Raw genomic sequence first — 23,874 nt, forward strand, 5'->3', positions numbered from 1 at the left:
TTTAATCTTCAATTGTTTTTTCAATTACTACCTTTCCGTCTATCACATCAAGTTTTATTATTGAAAGAACTTCTATTCCGGTTTCCTTTTCGACTATTTCTTTTCCTTTACCTTTTTCAATCACGGCAACAGTGGATTTGATTTCGAGACCCAAGTCTTCCAATGTCTTGATGAGGGCAATTAATGTTCCCCCGGTACTTACAACATCATCAATGAGCAGGATTCTTTCACCAGGGTGCAGGTCATTGATATAAAGGTTTGAAGAGCCGTATCCGGTTTTCTGATATACCTGCTTTTCTCCTTCAAGGCCATATTGTCTTTTACGGATAACGACAAATGGAATGTCTGTTGTAAGGGATAATGCAGTAGCCAAATGGATACCCATAGCTTCGACAGCGACAATTTTGTCAATTTTCAAATCAGCATATTTATAAACCGCTAGAGATAGTTCACGCAGCATTTTAGGTTCCATTGCAGGAACACCGTCACTGATAGGATTAACGAAATAATCATAATCTCCTTTTTTCACGATTGGGGACGCTTCCAAAGATTTTTTTACTTCTTCTAACATAGTATCACACAAAAATTTTAAAACTTAATATAAATATACATATATTTTAATAGATTAATAAATTTATTTAAGTGATATTATGCTTGGAAATTTAGGTGAAAATCTTACTAATACGATGAAAAAATTAGTAGGAATGTCAGTTATTGATAAAAAAACAATAAAAGAAGTTGTTAAAGATATTCAACGTGCATTAATTCAATCTGATGTTAATATCGCTTTAGTATTAGATTTATCTAAAAAAATTGAAAGTAGAGCTCTTGAAGAAGAACCTCCAAAGGGTATTACTCCAAGGGAACATGTTATAACAATTATCTATGAGGAAATGGTAAATCTTTTGGGCAGGGAAGCTGCCGGTTTGGATATTAACGAAAGGCCATATAAAATATTATTCTTAGGACTTCAGGGTAGTGGTAAAACAACCACCATCGGTAAATTATGCAGGTATCTGCAGAAAAAAGGTTTCAATCCTGCTGTAGTATGTACGGACACTTGGAGACCTGCCGCTTATGAGCAGTTAAAACAGTTAACGGAAGAAATGGATGTTCCGCTTTATGGTGACCCTGACAATAAGGATGCATTGGATTTGGCTGAAAAAGGTTTAAACGAATTTAAAAACCGTAAAGTCATTATTTTCGATACTGCAGGTAGGCATAAGGAAGAATCCGATTTGATTGCTGAAATGGATCAGTTGGACGATATCATAAATCCTACTGAAGCTATTCTTGTCATTGACGGAACTATAGGTCAGCAGGCCGGTGAACAGGCAAAGGCTTTCTCACAGGCAACAGATATCGGTTCCATTATCATTACAAAACTTGACGGTTCAGCCAAAGGTGGGGGTGCAATGTCCGCTGTAGCCGAAACAGGTGCTCCAATCAAATTCATCGGTACAGGTGAAAGGATTGATGACTTTGAACTCTTCGACCCTGAAAGATTCATTTCAAGATTGCTTGGAATGGGAGACATCAAAAGCTTAATAGAAAAGGCTGAAGAGAACATCGATGAGGATATTGCAGAAAAAACCATGAATAACATGCTGAAAGGTAAATTCACCCTTGTTGACATGAAAAATCAGTTTGACATGATGAATAAGATGGGTCCTATGCAGCAGGTTTTAAACATGATTCCGGGAATGGGAAATAAAATCTCAAAAGAGGCATCCCAGATGACAGAAGAAAAAATAGAATCATATAAGATAATGATGTCATCAATGACTCAGGAAGAAATGGAAAATCCAAAAATCATAAAGCAGTCCAGGGTTCAAAGAATCGCTCGAGGAGCCGGTGTTGATGAATCAGAAGTTAAGGAACTTCTAAAATATTATAACAACACTAAAAAGACCATGAAAGGACTTGGAAAACGTGGCGGTCGTTTAGGCGGCGGAGCAATGAACCGTATGATGGGCCAATTCATGAGATGAGATTAATATGCAGTTAGCTGACGAAATTCTTGAAAAAACTGACGGTAAAATCTGCAAGCACTGTCTTGGAAGAATGCTGTCCAAAACAATTGACGGCGAAGATAACGTTTCAAGAGCAGAATCCTTAGACATTGAATTGGGCTCTGAATGTGTGATTTGCGGCAATGTCTTTGATAAGATTGATGACGTTTTATTCGATAAAATCTATGATAAACTTGACTTCCTGAATGTTGAATTCGACTCATTCATAGTGGGTTCACGCATAGATAAGGAAATTCAAAAGCGGGATGAAGAATTCATAGACCAATTGAATTTGGATGTAGAGCCTATTAAAAAGGAAATAAACAGAATAATAGGCAAACGATTGGAAAAGGAATTGTCAAAGGAAGTCAATTTTGAAAAACAGGATATAATTGTCAATGTAAATTTAATAAAAGATCCAAAAATCAGAGTTCAAATTAACCCTATTTTTATAGAAGGCAAATACAATAAGCTTATCCGTGGAATCCCTCAAACTAAATGGCCTTGCAGTAAATGCAAGGGCAGGGGATGTGAGGAGTGCAATTTCACGGGCAAGCAGTATCCATGTTCAGTGGAGGAGTTAATTTCCGAGCATATCCTGAAAGCTACTGACGGATACGAAGCCAAATTCCATGGGGCCGGAAGAGAAGACATTGATGTTTTGATGTTAGGTTCCGGAAGGCCGTTTGTTTTAGAGATAAAAGAACCTAAAATCAGAAAAATTGATTTGAATAAATTGGAAAATGAAATAAATGAAATTAATCAGGGTAAAACTCAATATCATAATCTAAAATTCACCTACAGGAATAGGAAGGCTGAAATTAAGGTATCATCACCTGATGCATATAAGGTTTATAAGGCACTGGTTGAGTGTGAAGAGGCTTACGATGCTCAAAAGCTAGCTGATTTATCTCAGTTGGGTGAAATTCATCAGCGGACTCCGATAAGGGTATCCCACAGACGTGCAGATAAGGTTCGCATTAAGCATGTTCTGGATTTGTCCTGTGAGGTCATAGATGACACCCATTTTGAAATGACAATAAAAACAGAAGGCGGATTATATATTAAGGAGTTAATCTCTGGTGACGAAGGCAGATCACAGCCTAATGTAGCCGATAAACTCGGCGTTAAGGCTGTTTGCAAGCAGTTGGATGTAATTGAAGTTAGTGAAAAGTAGTGATAGTATGGCAGAAGAGTTTACACATTTAACGAACAGTGGAGTACACATGGTTGAAGTTGGTGCAAAACCTGATCAAAAAAGAAGGGCAGTTGCTTCAGGAAAGATATTTCTCGATGAAAATACAATTAAAATGATTCAGAAAGAGGAAATTAAAAAGGGAAACGTTTTAACAACAGCTCAAATCGCCGGAATACAGGCAGTTAAGAATACTTCATCAATCATTCCATTATGCCATCCATTAAGTTTGACAGGAATTGAAATAGATTTTGATGTTAATCCTACTTTTATCACCTGTACATGTGCCGTTAATACACTGGGCAAGACTGGAGTTGAAATGGAAGCTATTACCGGAGTAAGCGTAGGTCTTTTAACAATATGGGATATGGTTAAAGCCGTTGAAAAGGATGAGGACGGACAGTATCCTGATACAAGAATAAGTGAAATTAAAGTAATAAAAAAAGAGAAAATTTAATATTCTCAAAAATCATTGATTTTTTAATAAACATTATATACTATGAAAAAAATAATTAATATCAGTTATTTTTATTAATTAATTTAAAAAGGAGATATTATGGCAAAGAAAGATAATAAGATTAGTATGCCTCAAACCGGTGCTGGTTTGGTAAGGTACTTTGATGAAGAAAGTGTAGGTCCAAAACTTTCTCCAGAGCATGTTTTAATTTTAACAGTTATTTTAGCTATATTCTGTTTTGTTTTAAGATATTCAGCTTAATTTTATTGTTTTTTTAAAACAATAACTACTTTTTTTCTATTTGATATTATGTTAACTAAAAGAATTATTCCTTGTTTAGATTGTGATTTACAGGTTCCTGAAGGACGTGTTGTAAAGGGTGTCGAATTTAAAGAGATTAAATATGCGGGAAATCCTGTAGAGCTCGCAACCCGTTATTATGAAGAGGGTGCTGATGAGGTTGTCGTACTTGACATCACTGCCTCTCATGAAAGGCGTGCAACGATGGCTGATGTTATCGATAGGCTAACTGAGAATGTATTCATGCCGATTTGCGTTGGCGGAGGAATAAGAAAGGTTGACGATTATATTAAAATGTTAAAGGCAGGAGCGGATAAATGTTCAACTAACACTGCAGCCATTAAAAATCCTGAATTATTGACTGAAGCATCCAAGGTTGTCGGATCACAGGCTGTTGTAATAGGAATCGATGCTAAAAGAAGATATGTTTCCCATCCGGATGATGCTAAGGACAAAAATGTTATTGAAACTGAAAAAGGTTACTGCTGGTTCGACTGCAGTATTTATGGCGGAAGGGAGTTCACAGGCATTGATGCAATAGAATGGGCATGCAGATGTCAGGATCTGGGCGCCGGTGAAATCCTTTTGACAAGTATGGATGGGGATGGAACTCAAGCGGGATATGATATTGAGCTTAACAAGGCAATCAATGATGCTGTCGACATTCCGGTCATTGCCAGTGGTGGTGTGGGAGAGCCAAAAGATATTTTGGATGTCTTTGAAAAGACTGACGTCAGTGCGGCTCTTGCAGCCAGTATCTTTCATTTCAATCAGTATTCCATCGGTGAGGTCAAACAATACCTGAAAGAGAATAATGTGGCTGTCAGATTATGATTATTGAAGCTCCAATTGATTTGGAATTAACTCAGATTTCAGGTCAAACATCACAACCGCCTTGGAAAAAGATAAATGATTCCTATAGTGATTTGGTTTATGTTAATGGTGAACCTTCTGTTTTTAGCGTAAAACAAAGTGGTGAAAACATCTATTTCACTTACACTGGAAATGTATCTCAATCATCAGCTGTTGAAAAAGTCAAAAAAATCTATGATTTGGACTTTGATTTAGATGAGTTTTATAAGTATATGGATAGCTATGATGAGCTTAAGGACATGTCCAAATTCTGTAATGGTTTAAGACTATTTCAAGCTAAAGACCCGTTTGAATGTATCATATCATCAATTTGTTCAGCTAACAATTCGATTAAAAGATGGACAAACTCTATATCCGATATGAAAGAAAAATGGGGTCGCAATTTCAATAATTTTTATTCTTTTCCTGATGCTAATTCTTTAAAGGAATTTTATTTGGATGACGAAGAAGAGCTTTTAAAAGAAAATATTGTTAAAAATAATAATCTAAAAGTCTGTAGAGTAGGTTACAGGGCACCATACATGAGAAAGGCGAGCGAGATTTTTTCACTTGAAATCGACCTTTCAGACATATCGAAAATGTCCTATGACGAGGCCTTTGAAACTATTTTAAAAGTTCCTGGCGTCGGTCCAAAGGTTGCCGATTGCATTTTGCTTTATGGATTCGGATTTAGGCAGGCATTTCCAAGTGATGTATGGATTAAACGCATCGTGTCATATTTATACTTTGACGGAAAGGACATTAAAGTTGAAAAAGTCAGGGAATTCGGAATGGAAGAATTCGGTGACTATGCAGGTTATGTCCAGCTGTATATGTTTCATTATGCCCGAAAATCCGGATTAATGGAAAAATTGAAAAAGAAATGATTTTATTTTTACAAATCAGATTATCAGTTCCAATCAACGCTTATTGCTTCTTTTTTTAATATATTTTTTATTTGAGGTTATGGTTGCTATTTGATCTAGAATATCGTCTGAAGAAGCATTACATTGTTCACATTATATTTGAAGGAAAATTAGTAGATAAATAACGTATTAAAGGATAATGGCTCTTAATATATAAAGATTAAATTTCGTATATTCGATTTATAGTAAACTATTTATAACATATATTTTATATTATTATGTGTAAATTAATAGTTTATATATGTGTTTTTGATGATTTCTTTAAAAAAATATTTATTAATAATATTAATATTTTTCATAATCTTATCTTCATCTTCAGTTTATGCAGATTCTATAGATGTAAATTCTACAGATTGCACTGTAACTAATGATTGTGTTAATACTGTTTATGAAGATAATGATAATGATTATTCTATTGATGATATTGATAATATTTATGCAGTTGAGAATAATCGTAGTTTGGTTCAAAGTGATTATATAATTGCAAGTGATGTTGTAAAATATTATAAAAATGCTACACAATATTCTGCAAAATTTTTAGATTTTAATGGAAATCCATTAACTAATACTCAAGTAAAAATTAATATTAATAGTGTTAATTATACTAGAACAACAAATTCATCAGGTAATATAATATTTAATATTAATTTAAATCCAGGAATGTACATTATAACGGCATATCATCCTAATGGGGAAAAGCAAGAAAATTATGTCACGGTACTTTCAACAATTATTTCTCATAATTTAAGTATGTTTTATAAGGACGGTTCTGCATTTAAAGTAAAATTGATCAATGGTGATGGTACTCCAAGAGTTAATACTCAAATTACGTTAAATATTAATGGTGTTTTATATTATAGAACTACTAATTCGAGTGGTGGTGCTTCAATTACTATTAATTTAATTCCTAATATTTATATAATGACAGTATCCGAACCTAATGGGTTAAGTATGGGTTATAATATCAATGTTTTTCATAATGTAACTAAAAATTTAAACAATCTAAAAATTTGTCAGATTACTAATTATTTACAGCAAAATGGTGAGTATAAAGCAAAAATCATACAAGAAAATGGTTTGCCTTTGTATAATGAAAAAATTAGAATTACTGTAAATAATAATAATTATGATGTTTACTCTGATAAACAGGGGATTATTAGTAAAACATTTTCTTTCAATCAAGGTACATATGAAGTAATGTTGAAACATTTATCAACATTAAATTTTATAAAAGATAATGTTACTATTGTTCAAAATAATGGTATTGTTACTAAAATTCAACCATTAAATTCTTCATTATGGTCATCAAATAAATTTTATATAAAATTAACGAATAATGATGGATTGCCTTTATCTGGTAAAAAAGTATGGTTTAATATAAATTCTGTAATGTATAGTAGAACGACGGATTCAAATGGAATTGCAGGTAAGGATATAAATTTTTTACCTGGAGTATATCCGATAAGTGTAAGTTATGAAGGATCTACTTCTGGAACATTATTCAAACCGTCTTCAATATATAAATTAATATATATAGCTAATCCATTTTCTGATTCCGAATATAATTTTGGAACATATCCTGACTTGTTGCCACTTGATGGTTTTATATATCCGAATAATTATTGTCAAAATTCGAATCCTAATGTATATGATATTTCTTGTACTGGTGAAGAATATATTTCAGATTTATCAAATCTTTTAAATATTTATGATGATGAGTTAGAAAATTTGATTTCGATGAATAATTATGTAGCATTAACTAATTATAATAATTATTCTAATCATTGTTATGATGCTGTTGATACATTAAATTTATTCGTAGGAAATTGTGTTGATGAAACAAGCGCAATCATTGGTTTATCTAGATGTGCTCAATTTCCTGCAAGATATGTTGTAGCAAAAAAATTAGATTCACAAATATTTCATGCTTGGAGTCAAATTTTATTAGATAATATTTGGATAACAACTGATGTTTCAGCAACAATAAGTAATAATATAAAGTGGGATGGTGTTATTTATATTGGAAATAAAGATTACATTGTTAATTTATCCATAAATAAAAGTTATCCTATTATTTGGTTTAGTGATAATTCCTGGGGCATTTTAAATCAAAATAGAAATATCAATGATATAGTAATTTTAGAAAATCTTTCAAATATTGATTTTATTTCAATTAATGTTAATGAATATTTAGAAAATCATTTAGAATGTAAAATCAGGGGGTGATAATATGAAAAAAATTATTGTTTTGGGAATAATATTAATTTCATTGTCATTAATATGTGCTTATGCTTACGTTAATGAAGAATCCGCTAGTGATATTGAAAATACTCAAAATGGATTAAATGATTCTGATGATGGTGATTTAAACAACATTTCGAATTTAACTGTAAAAAAATCTATTGATGACGTAAATTCACATAATAGAAATTTTTCTGGAATAGAACAAAGTTCTTATTCCTCAAATTCTGAAATGAATCAAGGTTCTTATTATTCAAAGTATGGAATGGAACTGCTTTCATATGGTCCTACAGGCGCTTATCCATATACATATTCGGCCGTATATCCTGCAGGTGATATGGAGTATGCTGTATTTATAACTGATGATGGTGAAGAGGTTTGGGTTCCATGTGATGTAACATTAGATAAAATCACTGTAATCCCTATTAATGTGAATACATCAGTGTTATCTGAACATTCAAGTGAACCATCTCAAATTAATGACAATGCCACAACATAAAATTTAAATAACAAGATATGGGGCAATATCCCCATTTTATTTTTTTTGCAAATTCAATTGTAATGTAATATCAATTTAATTAATTCAAAAATAATATTATAATATAATTGAGGTAATGGGCATGAGTCTTAAATCAGAAAATATTGTTTTAGTTGTTGCAACGTTGACTTCATTTTTCACAGTATTTTTATCATCAGCAGTTATGGTTGCGGTTCCAAGTTTAGCCCAAGAGTTTGGAATGAGCAATATTGTCCAGAATTGGGTCACAATGCTATTTTTCCTGGCAGTAGCTATTTTTACAATTCCTGCAGGACAGCTGTCCGCCAAATACGGTCTTAAAAAGGCAATGGTACTTGGTTCCATCGTTTATATTCTAAGTTCTATCATCGCAATTTTCTCTATAAACTCAGAAATGTTTTTATTATGCCGTTTGGTTCAGGGCATAGGCGTTTCATTTTTGAATGTTGCATCGATGGCAATGGTCGTATCAGCTTTTGAGCCCCAAAATAGGGGAAAGGCTATCGGTATCAATGTCACAGGAGTTTATCTTGCAACATCTACTTCTCCGGTTATTGGAGGATTTTTAAATTATCATTTTGGCTGGAAATCAATATTTTTAACTTCCGTTCCGTTTTTAATATTGATTCTGGTTCTGTTAATCGCCAAAGTCAATAAGGAATGGATTACTATGGGTGATGTTCCTATTGACTGGAAAGGCTGCATAGTATATTCATTAGGAATATTGCTGTTTATTTATGGATTTACACGTTTAAGTGAATTAACAGGGGTTATCCTAACAATTGTGGGCATAATTGTCCTTTCGATTTTTGTAATGCTGGAATTAAGGGAAAAATATCCTGTATTTGATGTGAAATTCTTTAAAAATCCAAAGTTTTCTTCAGCCAATTTCGCCGCTTTGTCTGCATATCTGGCGACTTTTGCCGTCACTACAATTGTTAATTATCATTTGCAGTATATCAGAGGTTATGACTCCCAAATGGCCGGACTGATACTTCTTGTAGCTCCTCTGATACAGGTAATTATGGCTCCAATTTCAGGAAGATTATCTGATAGGATCAATCCTCAAAAACTTGCTGGCCTCGGAATGTTTTTCGGGGCAATATCCCTTGCAATGCTTGCAATGCTGGATAATGACACTTCACTGGTATTTTTAATTGCAGCAATGATTTTCCACGGATTGGGTTTCGGAATATTTTCATCTCCAAATACAAACGCCATTATGAGTTCAGTTCCACCAAAGGACACTTCCATAGCTTCAGCATCCGTTGCAACAATGCGTGTAATAGGCCAAACCATGAGTATGGGAATGTTAACGCTGGTATTTGCATTTGTGATGGGTGATGTTCCTATTGTCAGCCAATACTTCCCGCTGTTAATCAAGTCATCTCAAATAACCTGCTTTATTTGTATGGTATTATGTATAGCGTCAGTATTCGCTTCACTTGTCGGTATTAGAAGTAAAAATAGAATTTAAAGATAGTTGGTTAACTATCTTTCTTCAACATATAATTTGTTCATGTGGTCGCCTTGCTGGATTGCATTAACCACATCCTGACCTTTGATTACCTGGCCGAATACAGTGTGCACTCCGTCTAAGTGTGGTTGCGGGGAGTGGGTAATGAAGAATTGGCTTCCGCCAGTGTCTTTACCTGCATGTGCCATTGATAATGCACCGGTTCCATGTTTGTGTGGGTTTCCTTCGGTTTCACATTTGATGGTGTAACCAGGTCCTCCGGTTCCATTTCCAATAGGACATCCGCCTTGAATTACAAAGTTTGGGATTACTCTGTGGAATGTTAATCCGTCATAAAATCCTTCGTTTATTAATTTTTCAAAGTTAGCTACAGTTCCAGGAGCTTCGTTTGGGAATAATTCCAATTCGATTACTCCTTTATCGGTTTCGATTATTGCGACTTTCATTTAATCACCTTTTTTATAATTAATATAAATATCATTATTTATATAAATTATTAGTGATTATTATGAATACTCAAGAATTAATAAAGATTGAAGATGATTATTTTATTAACACTTTCACAAGACAACCAATCGTATTGGATCACGGGGAAGGTGTTAAAGTAACTGATATTGATGGAAATGAATATATTGATATGTTTGCAGGTATTGCAGTCAATGCTTTAGGCCACAACAATCCTCAACTTGTAAAAGCAATCCAGGATCAGGCCGAAAAGCTCATACACATCTCAAGCATCTACTATAATGAGCCTGCGTTAATCTATGCTAAAAGACTGGTGGAATTGACCAGCTTTGACAGAATATTTTATGCAAACAGTGGTGCTGAAGCAAATGAAGGAGCTATCAAGCTGGCTATTAAATACACTGGAAAAAGTGAAGTTATCTCAACTGTTGAGTCTTTCCATGGAAGAACAATAATGACCCTTGCAGCAACAGGCCATGAGCATTATCATGAACCATTTAAAGCAGTTTTGCCTAACGGATTTATCAATGTCCCATACAATGATATTGAAGCTATCAAAGAAGCAATCACTGAAAACACTGCAGCTATCATTGTTGAACCTATCCAGGGTGAAGGCGGAGTCAATATCCCTGATGTCAACTACCTTAAAGAGATTTCCAAAATCTGTAAGGAAAATAACATCGTGTTCATTGTTGATGAGGTACAGACAGGTTTCGGAAGATGCGGAAGCTTATTTGCACATGAGCTCTTTGACGTGAAACCGGACATAATGACAATGGCTAAAGGAATTGGTGGCGGAGTTCCAATGGGAGGAATCCTTGCAACCGAAGAAGTTGCCAGTGCATTCGTTCCTGGAGATCACGGAACCACATTTGGTGGAGGTCCATTGGTCTGTGCAGCAGCCAACGCTGTTTTGGATGTTATTTATGAAGAGGATTTGCTTGCTAATTCAAAAGAAGTCGGCCAGTACTTGAAAGAGGAATTGGAAAAACTTCAGGAAAAACATGATATCATTAAGGAAGTGAGAGGCTGTGGATTAATGGTAGGTATTGAATTAACAACTCCTGGAGCAGAATACGTTGATAAACTCAGAGAAAAAGGATTCCTAATCAACTGTACTGCAGGAAGTGTTTTAAGATTAGTTCCACCATTAATTATTAAAAAAGAAGAAATTGATGAATTTGTAAAAGCTTTAGATGAAACACTCTAAAGTTTACTATTCTTTTTTAATTTTATATTTTTTCCAGATAAAAATCACTATTTTTGATTCTTTTTATCCTTTCCAGATCTTTTTTGTATTCTAGGGAATTTTCATCACAGTCTTTTCCAAAAAATTTAGGAAAAAATCCTGGTGTCATAACATCTCTAAAAGATATATCCTTTCTTGATATGTGTATAAGGTTATGGTTATTTTTTGATGGCATAATTTATAACTCCTTTTTGGTTAGTTTAATGTTTGGATGAAACTCATATATATAATTTTCAAGATAAATTCCATATAAATTGTCTGTTACTTGAGGAAAGAATTCATTGTTTATATGGGAATTATTTATTGTGAAATAAAAGATATTTTTAACATCATTATTAATATTTTTTCTTAATTCATTTTCAAACTTATTTTTTGCTTCTAAAACCCATAAAGTATCTTTAGAAGATATTATCTCATAATCTTCATATTTTATTTTAATATTTCAAAATTTTCTGGGGAGGGAGGTGAAAAATTATTCTGTGAATGATTATGAATTGAAGCAACATGCTTATCTTTAAAATAGAATTCATCAATCGTATTGTCTATATAATTTTCATTTCCTATAAAGCAATAAATAATTTCTCCAGTATAATAATCAAAATATAACATACATTCAAAATCTAAGTTTATTGTTTTTCTTCTGAATAAATCAACTAATTTACATGCTTTTTTACTAAATTCTTCAGGTAAATCCTCTTTTTTAATGGGAGATATTGTCCAATCAATAGTTAATTCACGATAAAATTTATATTCATCATCTGTTAATTTTAATTTTAAAGGAATTAATAATTGACCATATTCATCTTTTAAAAAATTACTATATTGTTGTTTTATATTATAATGTATAAATTTTCTATAAAACATTGTTTGAGATATAATTTGTTTTATTTTTGTTATAATTTTATTTTTTAAATTCATATATTCTTATTTGGATTTTAATCTATATAAATTGCTCAGTTTTTTATTACAACAATTTTTATCACTTAAATAAATTTTATAAACACAAATCAAAATTTTTAATTGAGTATTTTTTTATTAAAATTTTATCTGGAAATGTGTAAGAATACCTTATTTCATATAATGCGAGAATGAATTGTACAAAAAAATATCAGTATATTGTTTAAATGCTCTCGATAAACTTTAAATATCAATAATATTTAAAATAATAAATAGCAATGGCTAAAGGTTAATTTAATCTTTTTTCAACGATTAGTCAAGTTTAAAAAACATTAATATTTGTAAAAATTGCATGAACCGCTTGGTTGATGGGTGTAAAAATCTTCCAAAAAAATATATTTTTTGTTTGTGAATCCCATTCTTCTACAAGAGGGGAGGTTCAATTGAATGGGTGATATTATGATTTATACAATTGAAGAAATTAGAAATATAGTTATTCCAATTGCTAAAAAGTATGGTATTGCTAAAATTAGTCTTTTTGGTTCCTATGCTAAAGAAAAAGCTACTAATACAGTGATATAGATTTTATAATAGATAAAGGAGATTTGGTTGGCATTCAATATTTTTCTTTATTACATGATTTGGAAAATGTTTTTCATTGTAAAATTGATTTAATCACAACGGGTTTTTCAAACAAAGAGTTTTTAAATAATATTCAAAAAGAGGAGATTCTTCTTTAGGAACAAACTCACTGAATATTTAGAAAGTATACTATAATCTATTTTCTTCACTCACAATATTTCATTCTTTTTTTCAATTATTTTTTCAAGTGAGGAAGTAATGTCCAGTGATTTAATTTCTTCAATGCCAGCCCATTTCCAGTCATCATGCTCATTACTGATTTTAACTTCGCCGGAAATGTCTTTCGCATACATGATTAGTTGAACGGTCCTTTTGTGGGGATAATCGTCCTGTACGGCTTCTCCAAAATCTCCAACTTTCACATCCAAATTTGTCTCTTCTTTGATTTCACGAACCAGCGCCTCATCAAAATATTCGCATTTTTCTATTTTTCCGCCAGGCAGTTCCCATTTGTGGGGATTGGTTTTTGATTTCGGATGCCTTCTTAAGATTAGGATTTCGCCTTCATTATTTTTCACTATTCCTCTCATTGTCAGTCCGTAGGGTTTTTCCATTTTTTCACCTTTATATTAGATTTAATTTTAAAATATAATAAAATTTTCATTTGTTGGCAAAATGACTTCCTTCACTACTTTTAAATAATATTTAATACAAACTCTATTTATAATGAAACTTTTTTTTAGGAGTTTATATTATGGATTTAAATATTAAAGTCAATGAGAAAAACCATTTGGATATTGGAGGGGCTGATGCAGTAGACATTGCAGAAGAATTTGGAACTCCAACATATGTTATTGATGAAAACAGAATTAGGGATAATTACAACAGATTTTACAGTGCATTTTCTAAATATTATCCTGATTTCAAAGTATTTTATGCATGTAAAGCTAATACAAACCTTGCTGTAATGAAAATATTGGAAAGTGAAGGATGCTGCATTGATGCTGTTTCACCTGGTGAGGTCTACACTGCTAAAAAAGTAGGCTTTGACGGCAGCAGAATTCTTTTCACTGGAAACAACATCACTAATGATGAATTGAAATTCGTCCACGAGGAAGGAGCAGTTTTAAACATTGATTCAGTTTCAGCACTTACCAGACTGGCTAAAATCATCGACCCTGAAGGAGTTAAAATTTCATTTAGAGTAAACCCGATGGTCGGTGCAGGACATCACGATCACTGTATTACTGGTGGAGTAATGAGTAAATTCGGTATAATGGACTCTGAAGCCAGTGAAGTTTATCAAAAGGCAAAAGATTTAGGTTTCAATCCAATCGGTATGCATTCCCACATCGGTTCAGGAATTTTGGATCCGGAACCCTTCAAACTAGCTATCGAATCCACAATGGATATTGCAGGCAAAGTCCATGAGGATGTCGGAATTGACTTCGAGTTCGTTGATTTCGGTGGTGGAGTAGGTATTCCTTACACTCCTGAAGAAAATATCGTTGATTTGGATAAATTCGCAGAAGTCAACGTCGGATTGTTCAAAGAAAAATTGGATGAATATGATATGGGTTCACCAACAATGTATCTTGAGCCTGGAAGGTACCTTGTCGGAGATGCAAGTGTGCTTTTAGTAACAGTCAACAGCGTAAAACAGAGTTACAGAAAATTCATTGGTGTGGATGCAGGTTTCCATACTCTTTTAAGGCCGGCAATGTATGATTCATACCACCATATTGTTGATGCAAGCAAAATGGATGCTCCAAATACTCAGGAAGTCGACATTGCAGGTAACGTCTGTGAATCAGGAGATTTGTTTGCACGTGACAGACCTATGCCTGACGTGGAAGAAGGAGATATCTTAGGAATATTGAATGCGGGAGCATACGGATTTACAATGTCTTCAAATTACAACTCAAGGCCGTTAACTTCAGAAGTATTGGTCACTGACGGCAACTGCGAAATTGTACGTGAAAGACAGACCTTTGAAGATTTACATGCTCAGCAAATAATTCCTGACCATTTAAAATAAGTGATATCATGGTTGACTTAAAAGGATTAAAATTTTCAAAAATGCACGGAATTGGAAATGACTTCCCTATCATTGACGAATCAAAAGGAGAAGTCATTCCCGAAAGCGATAAAGCGGAAGCATGTAGAATTCTATGCCACAGAAACTTCGGTGTCGGCGGAGACGGTGTGTTATTCGTAGAACCGTCTGACGTTGCAGATATCGGATACAGGATGTTCAATCCGGATGGAAGCGAAGCTGAAATGTGCGGCAACGGTATCAGATGCTTCGGTGACTTTGTTTACAGAAAAGGTATCTTAAAGCAGGAAAAGATGACTGTTGAGACCAGAGCTGGAATCAAGACCATAGAAATAACATTAGAAAATGATGAGCCTGTTTTATTTAAGGTGGATATGGGCACATCAACTTTCAAAACTCCTGAAATTCCAATGACCAGCGATAAGGAAGAATTCATTGACGGAGAGCTTGAAGTTCTTGACACTACATTCAATGTTACTGCAGTTAGTGTAGGAAATCCTCACGCTATCATATTCGTCGATGATGTTGAATCCATTGACATTAATAAGTATGGTCCAGCCATTGAAGCTCATGAAGTTTTCCCGGAAAAAATCAATGTGCACTTTGTTGAAGTCATAAGCAAAAACGAAGGTAAGATGATTACATGGGAACGTGGTGCTGGTGTTACTCTTGCTTGCGGTACCGGTGCAACTTCAACAGCGCTTGCTGGCGTTAAACAGGGTCTTTTTGACAATGAAGTTCTTCTCCATTTGCCTGGTGGAGATCTCGAGTTTGAAGTCTATGAAAATGATGGCGAGCTCGGCGCATTCATGAAAGGACCTGCAACTTTAGTCTTTGATGCTCAAATTTAAATAATTTATTTTTTATTATTTTTTTAATATTTTTAAGTCTGATTTTTCGTATCTGTTATGTCCTTTCAGACTTTTTTTGTAATTCCAGCATTTGATGGCTTCATCTAATGTTTTATTATCATTGTTTTCAAAGAAGTCTCGGATGTATTGGTTGTATTGGAATTGCCTGTCGATTTCAGTTTTTTCTTTGGAGTTTTGAATTTCGCAGTAACCATTTATGGCATCGCGATATGTCTTGTCTGGGTTTTGCTTTAGCCATTTCTGAAATTTGACCTTGAACTTGAATCCTTTTCCGATTTCTTTTTCGAAAAATGCCCTTTTGTCTTCACCGCATCTGAAATTTTCACCTAAAACTGTGTCTAAAGTAATTTCTTCACTTTCATAGTGATTGTTTTTCATAGCTTTTGCATTATCAAGAGATTTGCCGGTATCCAAATAGTGGATTATCCGCTCTTCCAGCTGATTTTTGCTCCCGCTTATTTTCAGGCCTTCACTTCTGCAGAAATCTTTCAGTTCCTCTTTTAAAAAGTAGTATTCACTAAATTCTTCACTTTTCATCTCTCTAGTTAACGGAGGTCTTGAGGTCATGTTATCTAAATCAAATAAGCATTAATCAACACGATATCTTCAAAAAAATAGTGTTCCTTTTTTGCAATTTCGGCTATGAAACCAAGTTCATCAAGCATGTTCAATGTCTCATCATTGTCTGAAAATGAGGACTGTATCAGTTGCACAATTCCGCCCTCATTTAAATGATTTTTCACTTCATTTAAAAAAAGATCAATAACTTTCCTTCCATTTAATCCACCGTCAAATGCATAATTTAGATTGCTGTCTATAACATCACCTTCTTCGGTAGGTAGATATGGAGTATTGAATAAAATTACATCAAACTTTCTATTTTTCACAGGCTCGAAGAGGTTTCCGAAGAGTAATTCAATATTTTCAATGTTGTTTGCCTTAAAATTAGATTCTGCCAAGGTAATGGCATCAAAATTGATATCCGTTGCAGTAACCTTTTCCGTTAACTTGGACGCATACATTGCAACGATACCTGAACCGGTACCGATTTCCAAAACGCTTTTTCCGTCTTCAATCTCTAAATTTTCAGCAAGCAGATAACTGTCTTCGGCAGGAATGTATACATTTTCATGAGTGTTAATTATAAAGTCCATGTTAATCATTAAAAATAGGGTTAAGTTCTTTTGAAATGAGCAAAATTTCTTCAGGAGCCAGTACGACAACCCTTTTGGTCAAATAGTCAAGCAGCTCGTCATTGTCTATTGCATTCAATCTTTTTTTTATTTCTTTTTTATCAAGATTGCTTACAACATGTCTTGAATCAATCAGGGCATTTCTGATTTTCTTGTTTCTATGCTGGAACAGTGCTTTAGTGAATTTTGAATAGGTTTTAAAATCATCATCATTCAAATCAGATTCTTTGGGAGTCAATCCTATGACCATGGAGTCGACCTTAGGCTTTGGAATGAAGCTTTCACAGCTGACATCAGTTAATTTGTCAACATTGCACCTGAAATAAAGCATTGCCGCAAGTCTTGAGTAGTTTTTGCTTCCGACTTCGCCGTTCATTCGTTGAGCAAATTCCTTCTGATACATCAGCACGGCCAAATCAAAATCATAATCAAGAAATTTAAATGTTATGGGTGATGATATTTGATAAGGTAGATTAGACACTATTTTATTGAATTTCGGGAATTCAATTTTCAATGCATCCTCATTAATGAGCTCTACATTATCAATTTTTTCTTCTTTTAAACGCTGATCCAATATTTCACAAATATTGGAATCCTGTTCAATAGCTATTACTTTTTTAGCTCTTTTAGCTAACTCTATTGTAAGTGTACCGATTCCAGAGCCTATTTCCAAAACAATATCGTCTTTTGAAACATCGGCAAAATTAATTATTTGATTTCTCTTGTTTGCATCAATCAAATAATTCTGTCCAAGATTTTTATTTAATCGTATTCCGTATTTTGACAGAATGGATTTTGTTGTTTTAGATAGGGATTCGCTACCTTCACTATTCAAGTTATCACTTTTATCTTTTATTCCTGTTATTTCTAGGAATAGGGGTAAATAAATAGTATTTTTGTTTACCTTTTTTAACAGTTGTAGTGTCCAATTCCTGTTTTACACGATTGACAATCATTCCGACAGGATCAGATAATGCAGGAACTCTTTGAGATATGTCTTCAAAGCTTTCGAATTCTTTTTTCTTACGTTCTTCAATGATTTCCCACATGTATTTCTTACCGATTCCAGGAATTAATTCTAATTTATGTAATCTGGTATTTACAGGACCGGCAGTATTGAAAAAGTCCACAAATTCTTCTTCTCTTGCTATCACAATATCTTTAATAGCATATTCAAGTTCTATTCTGCTGGTAGCAGTCAGATTTTCAAAGTCCAGTTTTCCAAGAACTCTATAAATCTTATCTCTTTTGCCTTTTCCAATATAAACTGTGTCTTGAATTTCTAAATCAACTCCTTTTTTAGGAGCTAATTCTAGTAAAGTGAAATAATCGGTACCAATAGCTTGAGCAATAGCTTTTCCTTTAAACTTAGACATGTCAGACTGCACATATCCTAAACTAAGATAATCTAATATAACTGCATTGTCTTCAGTTTTTTGAGGTGGGTTTTTTCTATTATTATTTCTTTTTTCCATATTATCACTTCACTATTTTTAAAAATCTAATATTAAATTTAATATTTAATAGTAATAAATATATCTAAAATAAGCTGGTTAAAAAAAAGTTAAAAAAGGAATAGTTTGAAACTATTCGTCTGTGAAATATTGATTTAAGATTTCAAGAATCTGTTCCATTTCCTCTTTGGAGATTTGGGTTGGTTCTTTTGCAAATATTAATCTTAAATCAGATAAATCTTGTGGAATCAAATCTACGATGTGTACTGCAACTTTATGTCTTAAACCGATTTTGCTTTCAAGCTCTTCAATGATTTTTTCTGTATCTTCAGCGGAATATCTTGGAAATCTTGCAAGATGGTTTAAAGTTACGTTCTGTTCGTAATTCAATTCATAATCCTGAGAGAATTCTTCAAGAGTTTCTCTGACAACAACTCCTGGAATTTCCTCTTTTTTTATGATATTTTTACCTATCATTTAAATCAGTTTTGTAATTTTAAGTGGTCAGGTCTAACAATTAATTCTTTTGCTTTGTTTCCTTCTTTTAAAGCTACTAAGTATGCTTTACCTTTTTGACCAACGATTTTTCCAGTTTTTCCGTGGAATCTGGAATGTGGTTGACCTTTTTGAATACTTGGGTTAATAATAATGTGAACTAAATCTCCTTCTTCAAATTTTTGGAATCTGTTAGTGATAGGGTTAGTTCTTCCTTTTCTTTCAACTTTAGTCATTTTTTTTCTTGATCTGCTTCTAAATCCTCTTGATCTTTGCATTTTATTACCTCGATTTATTAATGCACTGGGTATTAATTGAGTCTATGTTATCAGCTACCTAGTATCAAAAAAGCCCATAAATACTAGTAACATAGAGTGTGAAAATAATTTATCATCAGTGATATGATAATAGTATAATTTATATTTGAAGATATTAATATACTTTTAGTTTTTTGCTTCTGTGGTGATAATTATTAAAAAAATGAAAAGGTAATTAATCAATTTTTACCCATTCATTATTGCCTAAATGTTTCCAATAGTGATCATCCGGACCTAACTGAACTTCTCCTGTATAAATTGTTCTTCCAGCTTGTTCACTGTAAAATGCACCATCATCGATATCAGTACTGTTATCATCGGAAGATATTGTATCGACTACATCTTCAACTATTTCTAAATCTTGTTCAATACTGGATTCTTTAAATTCATCGTTACCTTCAAAAGTAACATTAACAGTATAATTTCCCTCTGAAACATTGGTAAGCTCTATTGCTGCTTCACCATTTTCATTGGTTTTTACTTCTTCATCAATAACGGTATTTGATTCGTTATCAAGAATTTCAATGGAAATACTTTCATTTGCAATTGACGTATTGTTTGAGGCTGTTGATTTGACTAAAAAAGTAGTGTTTGTATGAACAGTACCATTGGTTACAATATCAATTTTAGGCTCCTGTTTGAAAGCATTTGTCAAGGACAATCCTCCTACAACAAGAATAATTGCTATGATGGCTATTAATACTAAGATTATTTTATTATTATTCATTTTTACACCCAATTAATAGTATTAATGTTGGGATTATTAAATTTTTTTAGTGATGATATCGGTGGTGTTAAAAAAATGGTGTGGAAGATAACATATTTAGTTATCTTCGAATCTTCTTCTGTCAATTAATTCTTGACGTTTACCTGGGTTCCAACCGCCTGATGCGGATTTTGCACGGCCTACTTGTTGTACGTATCCGGTAATCCTGTCATACCATTCCACATCTTCACTTTCACCGCAGGTAGGACATACATGGTTAAGTCCTTTCATTAAAGTTTTACATTTTAGACAGAAACTTAAGGCTGAGCTGTAAGCCCAGAAACCGATATCTGATTTTCTTGCTATTTTATTTGTTAAACTCATTAATGAATCAGGATCGGAGTATGATTCACCCATGAATGCATGGAAGATGTGTCCACCAGGAGTTAATGGGTGGTACTGTTCTTCTATTTTGATTTTTTCAATTAATGATGCGGATGTGTCCACAGGAACGTGAGATGAGTTTGTGTAGTAGTTTGCGTTGCCGTCTCCTTGAACGATAGCTTGGTCTCCGTACTGTTTTTTGTCGAGAGTTGCAAATCTGTAAGCTGTTGATTCAGCAGGAGTTTGAAGTACAGACCATCTGAGTCCAGTTTCTTCTTTTAATTGATTAGCTCTTTCGTTAATGTATTCAAGACATTTGATACCGAATTTGTTTGCATCAGGGTTTTCGATACCTTCTCCGAATAAGGATAATAACATTTCGTTAAGTCCGACAAAACCGAAGGATAATGTTGAGTTTTGGATTCTGTAGTATGAATCTTCAGCAACTTTTTGTTTTAGGAACGGTAAGATGTGGAAATCATTCAAACATTTTAATCCTTGTTCTCTTCTGAGCATTAAGGTTTCGGTAGCTAAGTCCATGTATTCGTCCAAGTATTCGAATACTTGAGTTTCATCTTTGGATTGGTATCCGATTCTTGGAAGGTTTAAGGTTACGTATGCGAGGTTACCTGTTCTTAAACAGTCCTGATCCCAGTCACCTGTCCAGTTGTCTTGTAAACAGGTTCTGCAACCCATGTAGTTAGCCATGTCTCCTCTGTAGTCAGCTAACATGTTTACGAAGTAGGATGAACCGTATTTGGCGGATAATTCGTGAACTAAACGAATGTCTTCTTCATATTCACTGGTCATTGTTTCTTCACGTAATGTGTAAATGGTATTTGGGAATAAGTGAGGTTTTCCTTCGTTATCTCCTTCAAGTAATGTTTCGGTGAATGCTCTTTGGATTAATCTTGTTTCTTCTTCAAAGTCAGCATAGGTTCCGACCACCTGACCTTTTGGTCCGTATGCGGTTTCATCTTTTAAGAAATTAGGAACACCGAATTCCAAAGCCATACTTGTGAAAGGTACTTGTGATCCACGTGCTGCGTAGGCCATGTTTAGGTTGTAAACAAGCATTTGCACGGATTGTTTGATTTCATCATAGCTTCTTCCTCTTGCAAATGGTGCTACAAATACGTTCCAGAGAGACATACCCTGTCCACCGGACATGTTCTGCTGTGCAGCAAGCATGATTTCACCGGTGTGGTTCATTAATGTTTCCATGTGATTTGGTGCACCTGCAATTGAGGTGTGGTCACCTGTACCGTCCACTTTAAGTCCGTATTTGATGAAGGTTCTGATATCGTGCTGCATACAGTTTAAAGGTCTTCCTGCGAAGAATTCCAAATCGTGAATGTGGATATCTCCGGACATGTGTGCGTCAGCGAGGTTTGCCGGAAGCATTTTTAATAACGCGTATTGTTTTAATGCTTCGTCCGCTACATGTTTGTGGATACTTTCAGGGTTGTGAATCATATTTGCATTGTCTCTGTTACCGTTTTCAATTAAGGAGGTAATGTTGTAGACAGGAATACCTAAACGGGTGTAACGGCTTCTTAAATCTTCAAGTCCGTATTCAACCAGTTTGGTGTTGACTATTTCCCTGATCATTGGAGCGGTCAAGTATTCCACATTTAATTTTTTGAGTTCTTTCCAGGTTTCGGTTGCTATTTCAAAAGCGGTTTCCTGACTTGCACCGGTTTCTTCAATCAAAGTGTTTGCAATTCTGGATAAATCGAATGCTTCGATAGTATCTCTTGAAGTACGTACTTTTAATTGGGTGCTTGCTAGGTATTTGTTAGCAATTTCACCGTCGATGTCTTCTAAACATTCGTGAACTATTTTTTTGATTTCTTTTGTTGTAATTCCATCGTATAATGATGATACAACAGTAGCTACAATTTTATCAGATTCAAAGAATGGGGTTTCAACCATTACTAATGATTTTAATAATTTTTCATAACTGAATCTTTCTTTAATTCCGTTATTTTTTTCAACATTGATTTTAACGGATTTATTTAAATTATTCGCAATTTCTGAACTTCTTTCCATTTAACACACCATTTTCCATTTGAATATCGATTAGTAAAATAAGAGATAGAGCAATCTATCTACTACTAATCACTTAATTATAATATTAGTCTTCCTTGTATATATATTGTTCGTCTTTATACGAACAATTTTTTCAAGGCCTTGCAACAAATAAATATTTGCTATTAATAATGTATCCGAGTTGTCCTAGAGCATTTGAACAGTAATGTGGGTTTAAAAGAACAAATCGAGTGAGCTTTGTTTTGACTTATCACTTTCAAACAATGAATTTATACCGAATTCCTGGATTTCCAAACGCTGTTTCAGGTATGGAGACACCGGGTATCTATTAACAAGATCCTGTGAAATTCCAAGGTATTTCTGAACTGAACCTTTTGATACTGAAAGAATCAGATTTCCTCCGCATTTTGTGCATTTCCCTGATAATGGAATTCTCCTGTATTTGGAATTGCACTTGGTACATCTTACTTTCTGTTTGGAAAACGCTCTGGAGTTACCCATAATGTCAGGCAGGAAGTGTGAAGAGAGTACCCTTTCAACAACATCCCTTTGATCAACCGCCCTGATTCTCTCTGCAAGTTCAATCTGGGCTTCCACCTTTTCTTTCATTGAAGGCAGTCTTTTGTAAAGACACAATGTCGGACCCGCATGGATGCTTGAAGTGTGGTGGGAAAACATCAGCCCTTCATACTGCTGCGGAGTTCCCAAATGCATTTCAACGTTATCAATATATTCCAGCACGTCTGCAGGTTTTAAAGGTTCCATTGTTTTTTCATAAAACTCGACAGGGAAGCGTTCATAAATGTCCAGGTTATGTGATTCGTCATCAATCTCTTCCGGATCTATTCTTGAAGATAAAACTAATGGCGCATCCATACTTCCTCCTCTTGTATTAGGCAAATAGGTCTTTGAAAAGTTAATCAAAGCATCTAAAAGTAGCATGACTGCATCTTCATCACTGTCACAGTTTCTACGTTTGGCAGAATGGAAATATGGGTGGGCATAGCAACCTAATGCTTTGGTAAATCCTACAATACGACCTAGTACTCCTGCTGATGTATGGGGAGCAAGACCGGCAATTAAATGACCAATCAAATCGGTTTTGGTTTTAACATTATAAAAGCTTTCCATATCATATAATTTCGTAAGTTCATCATCAATGAAATGGGCAGTAT

General features: G+C 33.8%; 26 protein-coding genes and 1 pseudogene. 13 read left to right on the forward strand and 14 right to left on the reverse strand.

The features are described 5' to 3' along the window. Position 1: 1 nt before the first annotated feature. Positions 2-571 carry a hypoxanthine/guanine phosphoribosyltransferase gene (gene hpt / locus ACKI2W_RS10705; RefSeq protein WP_407381952.1) on the reverse strand — a complete coding sequence of 190 codons (570 nt, stop codon included), beginning with the start codon at positions 569-571 and terminating at the stop codon, positions 2-4. Positions 572-650: 79 nt separating this feature from the next. Here hpt and ACKI2W_RS10710 point away from each other — a divergent pair, with 79 nt between their 5' ends. The 9 genes from ACKI2W_RS10710 (at position 651) to ACKI2W_RS10750 (ending at position 9,977) form a co-directional block, all read left to right on the forward strand. Continuing rightward, entirely contained in the window at positions 651-1,991 is a 1,341-nt protein-coding gene (locus ACKI2W_RS10710) for a signal recognition particle protein Srp54 (RefSeq protein ID WP_407381953.1), read from the forward strand. 7 nt (positions 1,992-1,998) lie between these two features. After that, complete coding sequence (locus ACKI2W_RS10715; protein WP_407381954.1) at positions 1,999-3,189, forward strand: tRNA pseudouridine(54/55) synthase Pus10; 1,191 nt, start codon at positions 1,999-2,001, stop codon at positions 3,187-3,189. 7 nt (positions 3,190-3,196) lie between these two features. Beyond that, complete coding sequence (gene moaC / locus ACKI2W_RS10720; RefSeq protein WP_407381955.1) at positions 3,197-3,664, forward strand: cyclic pyranopterin monophosphate synthase MoaC; 468 nt, start codon at positions 3,197-3,199, stop codon at positions 3,662-3,664. 99 nt (positions 3,665-3,763) lie between these two features. Next, a complete protein-coding gene (locus ACKI2W_RS10725) occupies positions 3,764-3,925 on the forward strand; it encodes a preprotein translocase subunit Sec61beta (protein WP_292796713.1) in 162 nt (53 codons plus the stop codon). Between the two features lie 48 nt (positions 3,926-3,973). Beyond that, positions 3,974-4,798, forward strand: coding sequence for an imidazole glycerol phosphate synthase subunit HisF (gene hisF, locus ACKI2W_RS10730; protein ID WP_407381956.1), 825 nt, complete (start codon positions 3,974-3,976; stop codon positions 4,796-4,798). Next, positions 4,795-5,703: a DNA glycosylase gene (locus ACKI2W_RS10735; RefSeq protein ID WP_407381957.1), complete on the forward strand. Its 909-nt coding sequence runs from the start codon at positions 4,795-4,797 to the stop codon at positions 5,701-5,703. Before hisF ends, ACKI2W_RS10735 begins: the two co-directional genes overlap by 4 nt. A gap of 291 nt (positions 5,704-5,994) precedes the next feature. Beyond that, the gene (locus tag ACKI2W_RS10740) at positions 5,995-7,968 is read left to right on the forward strand and encodes a transglutaminase domain-containing protein (RefSeq protein WP_407381958.1); all 1,974 of its coding nucleotides are present in this window, start codon (positions 5,995-5,997) and stop codon (positions 7,966-7,968) included. 4 nt (positions 7,969-7,972) lie between these two features. Next, positions 7,973-8,482 carry a hypothetical protein gene (locus ACKI2W_RS10745; RefSeq protein WP_407381959.1) on the forward strand — a complete coding sequence of 170 codons (510 nt, stop codon included), beginning with the start codon at positions 7,973-7,975 and terminating at the stop codon, positions 8,480-8,482. A gap of 121 nt (positions 8,483-8,603) precedes the next feature. Continuing rightward, complete coding sequence (locus ACKI2W_RS10750) at positions 8,604-9,977, forward strand: MFS transporter (protein WP_407381960.1); 1,374 nt, start codon at positions 8,604-8,606, stop codon at positions 9,975-9,977. Between the two features lie 14 nt (positions 9,978-9,991). Here the strand turns inward: ACKI2W_RS10750 and ACKI2W_RS10755 are convergent, their stop codons facing one another. Continuing rightward, complete coding sequence (locus ACKI2W_RS10755) at positions 9,992-10,423, reverse strand: peptidylprolyl isomerase (protein ID WP_407381961.1); 432 nt, start codon at positions 10,421-10,423, stop codon at positions 9,992-9,994. Positions 10,424-10,485: 62 nt separating this feature from the next. On the opposite strand from ACKI2W_RS10755, the gene ACKI2W_RS10760 reads away from it, so the two are divergent. Continuing rightward, positions 10,486-11,652: an aspartate aminotransferase family protein gene (locus ACKI2W_RS10760; protein WP_407381962.1), complete on the forward strand. Its 1,167-nt coding sequence runs from the start codon at positions 10,486-10,488 to the stop codon at positions 11,650-11,652. 22 nt (positions 11,653-11,674) lie between these two features. On the opposite strand, the gene ACKI2W_RS10765 is transcribed toward ACKI2W_RS10760, so the two are convergent. Both ACKI2W_RS10765 and ACKI2W_RS10770 read right to left on the reverse strand, forming a co-directional pair. Then, positions 11,675-11,866: a hypothetical protein gene (locus ACKI2W_RS10765; RefSeq protein ID WP_407381963.1), complete on the reverse strand. Its 192-nt coding sequence runs from the start codon at positions 11,864-11,866 to the stop codon at positions 11,675-11,677. A gap of 254 nt (positions 11,867-12,120) precedes the next feature. Beyond that, a complete protein-coding gene (locus ACKI2W_RS10770) occupies positions 12,121-12,609 on the reverse strand; it encodes a hypothetical protein (RefSeq protein WP_407381964.1) in 489 nt (162 codons plus the stop codon). Between the two features lie 438 nt (positions 12,610-13,047). Between ACKI2W_RS10770 and ACKI2W_RS10775 the strand changes: the two genes are divergently transcribed. Beyond that, complete coding sequence (locus ACKI2W_RS10775; protein ID WP_407381965.1) at positions 13,048-13,170, forward strand: hypothetical protein; 123 nt, start codon at positions 13,048-13,050, stop codon at positions 13,168-13,170. 209 nt (positions 13,171-13,379) lie between these two features. On the opposite strand, the gene ACKI2W_RS10780 is transcribed toward ACKI2W_RS10775, so the two are convergent. Continuing rightward, positions 13,380-13,784, reverse strand: coding sequence for an NUDIX hydrolase (locus ACKI2W_RS10780; RefSeq protein WP_407381966.1), 405 nt, complete (start codon positions 13,782-13,784; stop codon positions 13,380-13,382). Positions 13,785-13,924: 140 nt separating this feature from the next. Here ACKI2W_RS10780 and lysA point away from each other — a divergent pair, with 140 nt between their 5' ends. Together lysA and dapF are read left to right on the forward strand one after the other, a co-directional pair. Then, complete coding sequence (gene lysA, locus ACKI2W_RS10785; RefSeq protein WP_407381967.1) at positions 13,925-15,208, forward strand: diaminopimelate decarboxylase; 1,284 nt, start codon at positions 13,925-13,927, stop codon at positions 15,206-15,208. 8 nt (positions 15,209-15,216) lie between these two features. Further along, on the forward strand, positions 15,217-16,077 hold the full coding sequence (gene dapF / locus ACKI2W_RS10790; protein WP_407381968.1) for a diaminopimelate epimerase: 861 nt from the start codon (positions 15,217-15,219) through the stop codon (positions 16,075-16,077). 15 nt (positions 16,078-16,092) lie between these two features. On the opposite strand, the gene ACKI2W_RS10795 is transcribed toward dapF, so the two are convergent. The 9 genes and pseudogenes from ACKI2W_RS10795 to ACKI2W_RS10835 form a co-directional block, all read right to left on the reverse strand. After that, on the reverse strand, positions 16,093-16,665 hold the full coding sequence (locus ACKI2W_RS10795; RefSeq protein ID WP_407381969.1) for a DUF6434 domain-containing protein: 573 nt from the start codon (positions 16,663-16,665) through the stop codon (positions 16,093-16,095). Between the two features lie 5 nt (positions 16,666-16,670). Then, positions 16,671-17,252, reverse strand: a complete 582-nt coding sequence (locus tag ACKI2W_RS10800; protein ID WP_407381970.1) for a HemK2/MTQ2 family protein methyltransferase — start codon at positions 17,250-17,252, stop codon at positions 16,671-16,673. Between the two features lies 1 nt (position 17,253). Then, positions 17,254-18,126: a 16S rRNA (adenine(1518)-N(6)/adenine(1519)-N(6))-dimethyltransferase RsmA gene (gene rsmA, locus ACKI2W_RS10805; protein WP_407381971.1), complete on the reverse strand. Its 873-nt coding sequence runs from the start codon at positions 18,124-18,126 to the stop codon at positions 17,254-17,256. A 10-nt stretch (positions 18,127-18,136) separates the two neighbouring features. Further along, on the reverse strand, positions 18,137-18,766 hold the full coding sequence (locus tag ACKI2W_RS10810; RefSeq protein ID WP_407381972.1) for a DUF655 domain-containing protein: 630 nt from the start codon (positions 18,764-18,766) through the stop codon (positions 18,137-18,139). A gap of 111 nt (positions 18,767-18,877) precedes the next feature. Next, entirely contained in the window at positions 18,878-19,222 is a 345-nt protein-coding gene (locus ACKI2W_RS10815) for an RNA polymerase Rpb4 family protein (protein WP_407381973.1), read from the reverse strand. Positions 19,223-19,227: 5 nt separating this feature from the next. Then, positions 19,228-19,518 carry a 50S ribosomal protein L21e gene (locus tag ACKI2W_RS10820; RefSeq protein ID WP_292796661.1) on the reverse strand — a complete coding sequence of 97 codons (291 nt, stop codon included), beginning with the start codon at positions 19,516-19,518 and terminating at the stop codon, positions 19,228-19,230. A gap of 214 nt (positions 19,519-19,732) precedes the next feature. Next, on the reverse strand, positions 19,733-20,284 hold the full coding sequence (locus tag ACKI2W_RS10825; protein ID WP_407381974.1) for a hypothetical protein: 552 nt from the start codon (positions 20,282-20,284) through the stop codon (positions 19,733-19,735). 96 nt (positions 20,285-20,380) lie between these two features. Beyond that, positions 20,381-22,699 carry an anaerobic ribonucleoside-triphosphate reductase gene (gene nrdD, locus ACKI2W_RS10830; RefSeq protein ID WP_407381975.1) on the reverse strand — a complete coding sequence of 773 codons (2,319 nt, stop codon included), beginning with the start codon at positions 22,697-22,699 and terminating at the stop codon, positions 20,381-20,383. A 213-nt stretch (positions 22,700-22,912) separates the two neighbouring features. Beyond that, positions 22,913-23,874: pseudogene (locus ACKI2W_RS10835) on the reverse strand (DNA polymerase II large subunit); the annotation flags it as partial.

This window comes from Methanobrevibacter sp., assembly GCF_045603845.1.
In the GTDB taxonomy this organism is placed as follows: domain Archaea; phylum Methanobacteriota; class Methanobacteria; order Methanobacteriales; family Methanobacteriaceae; genus Methanocatella.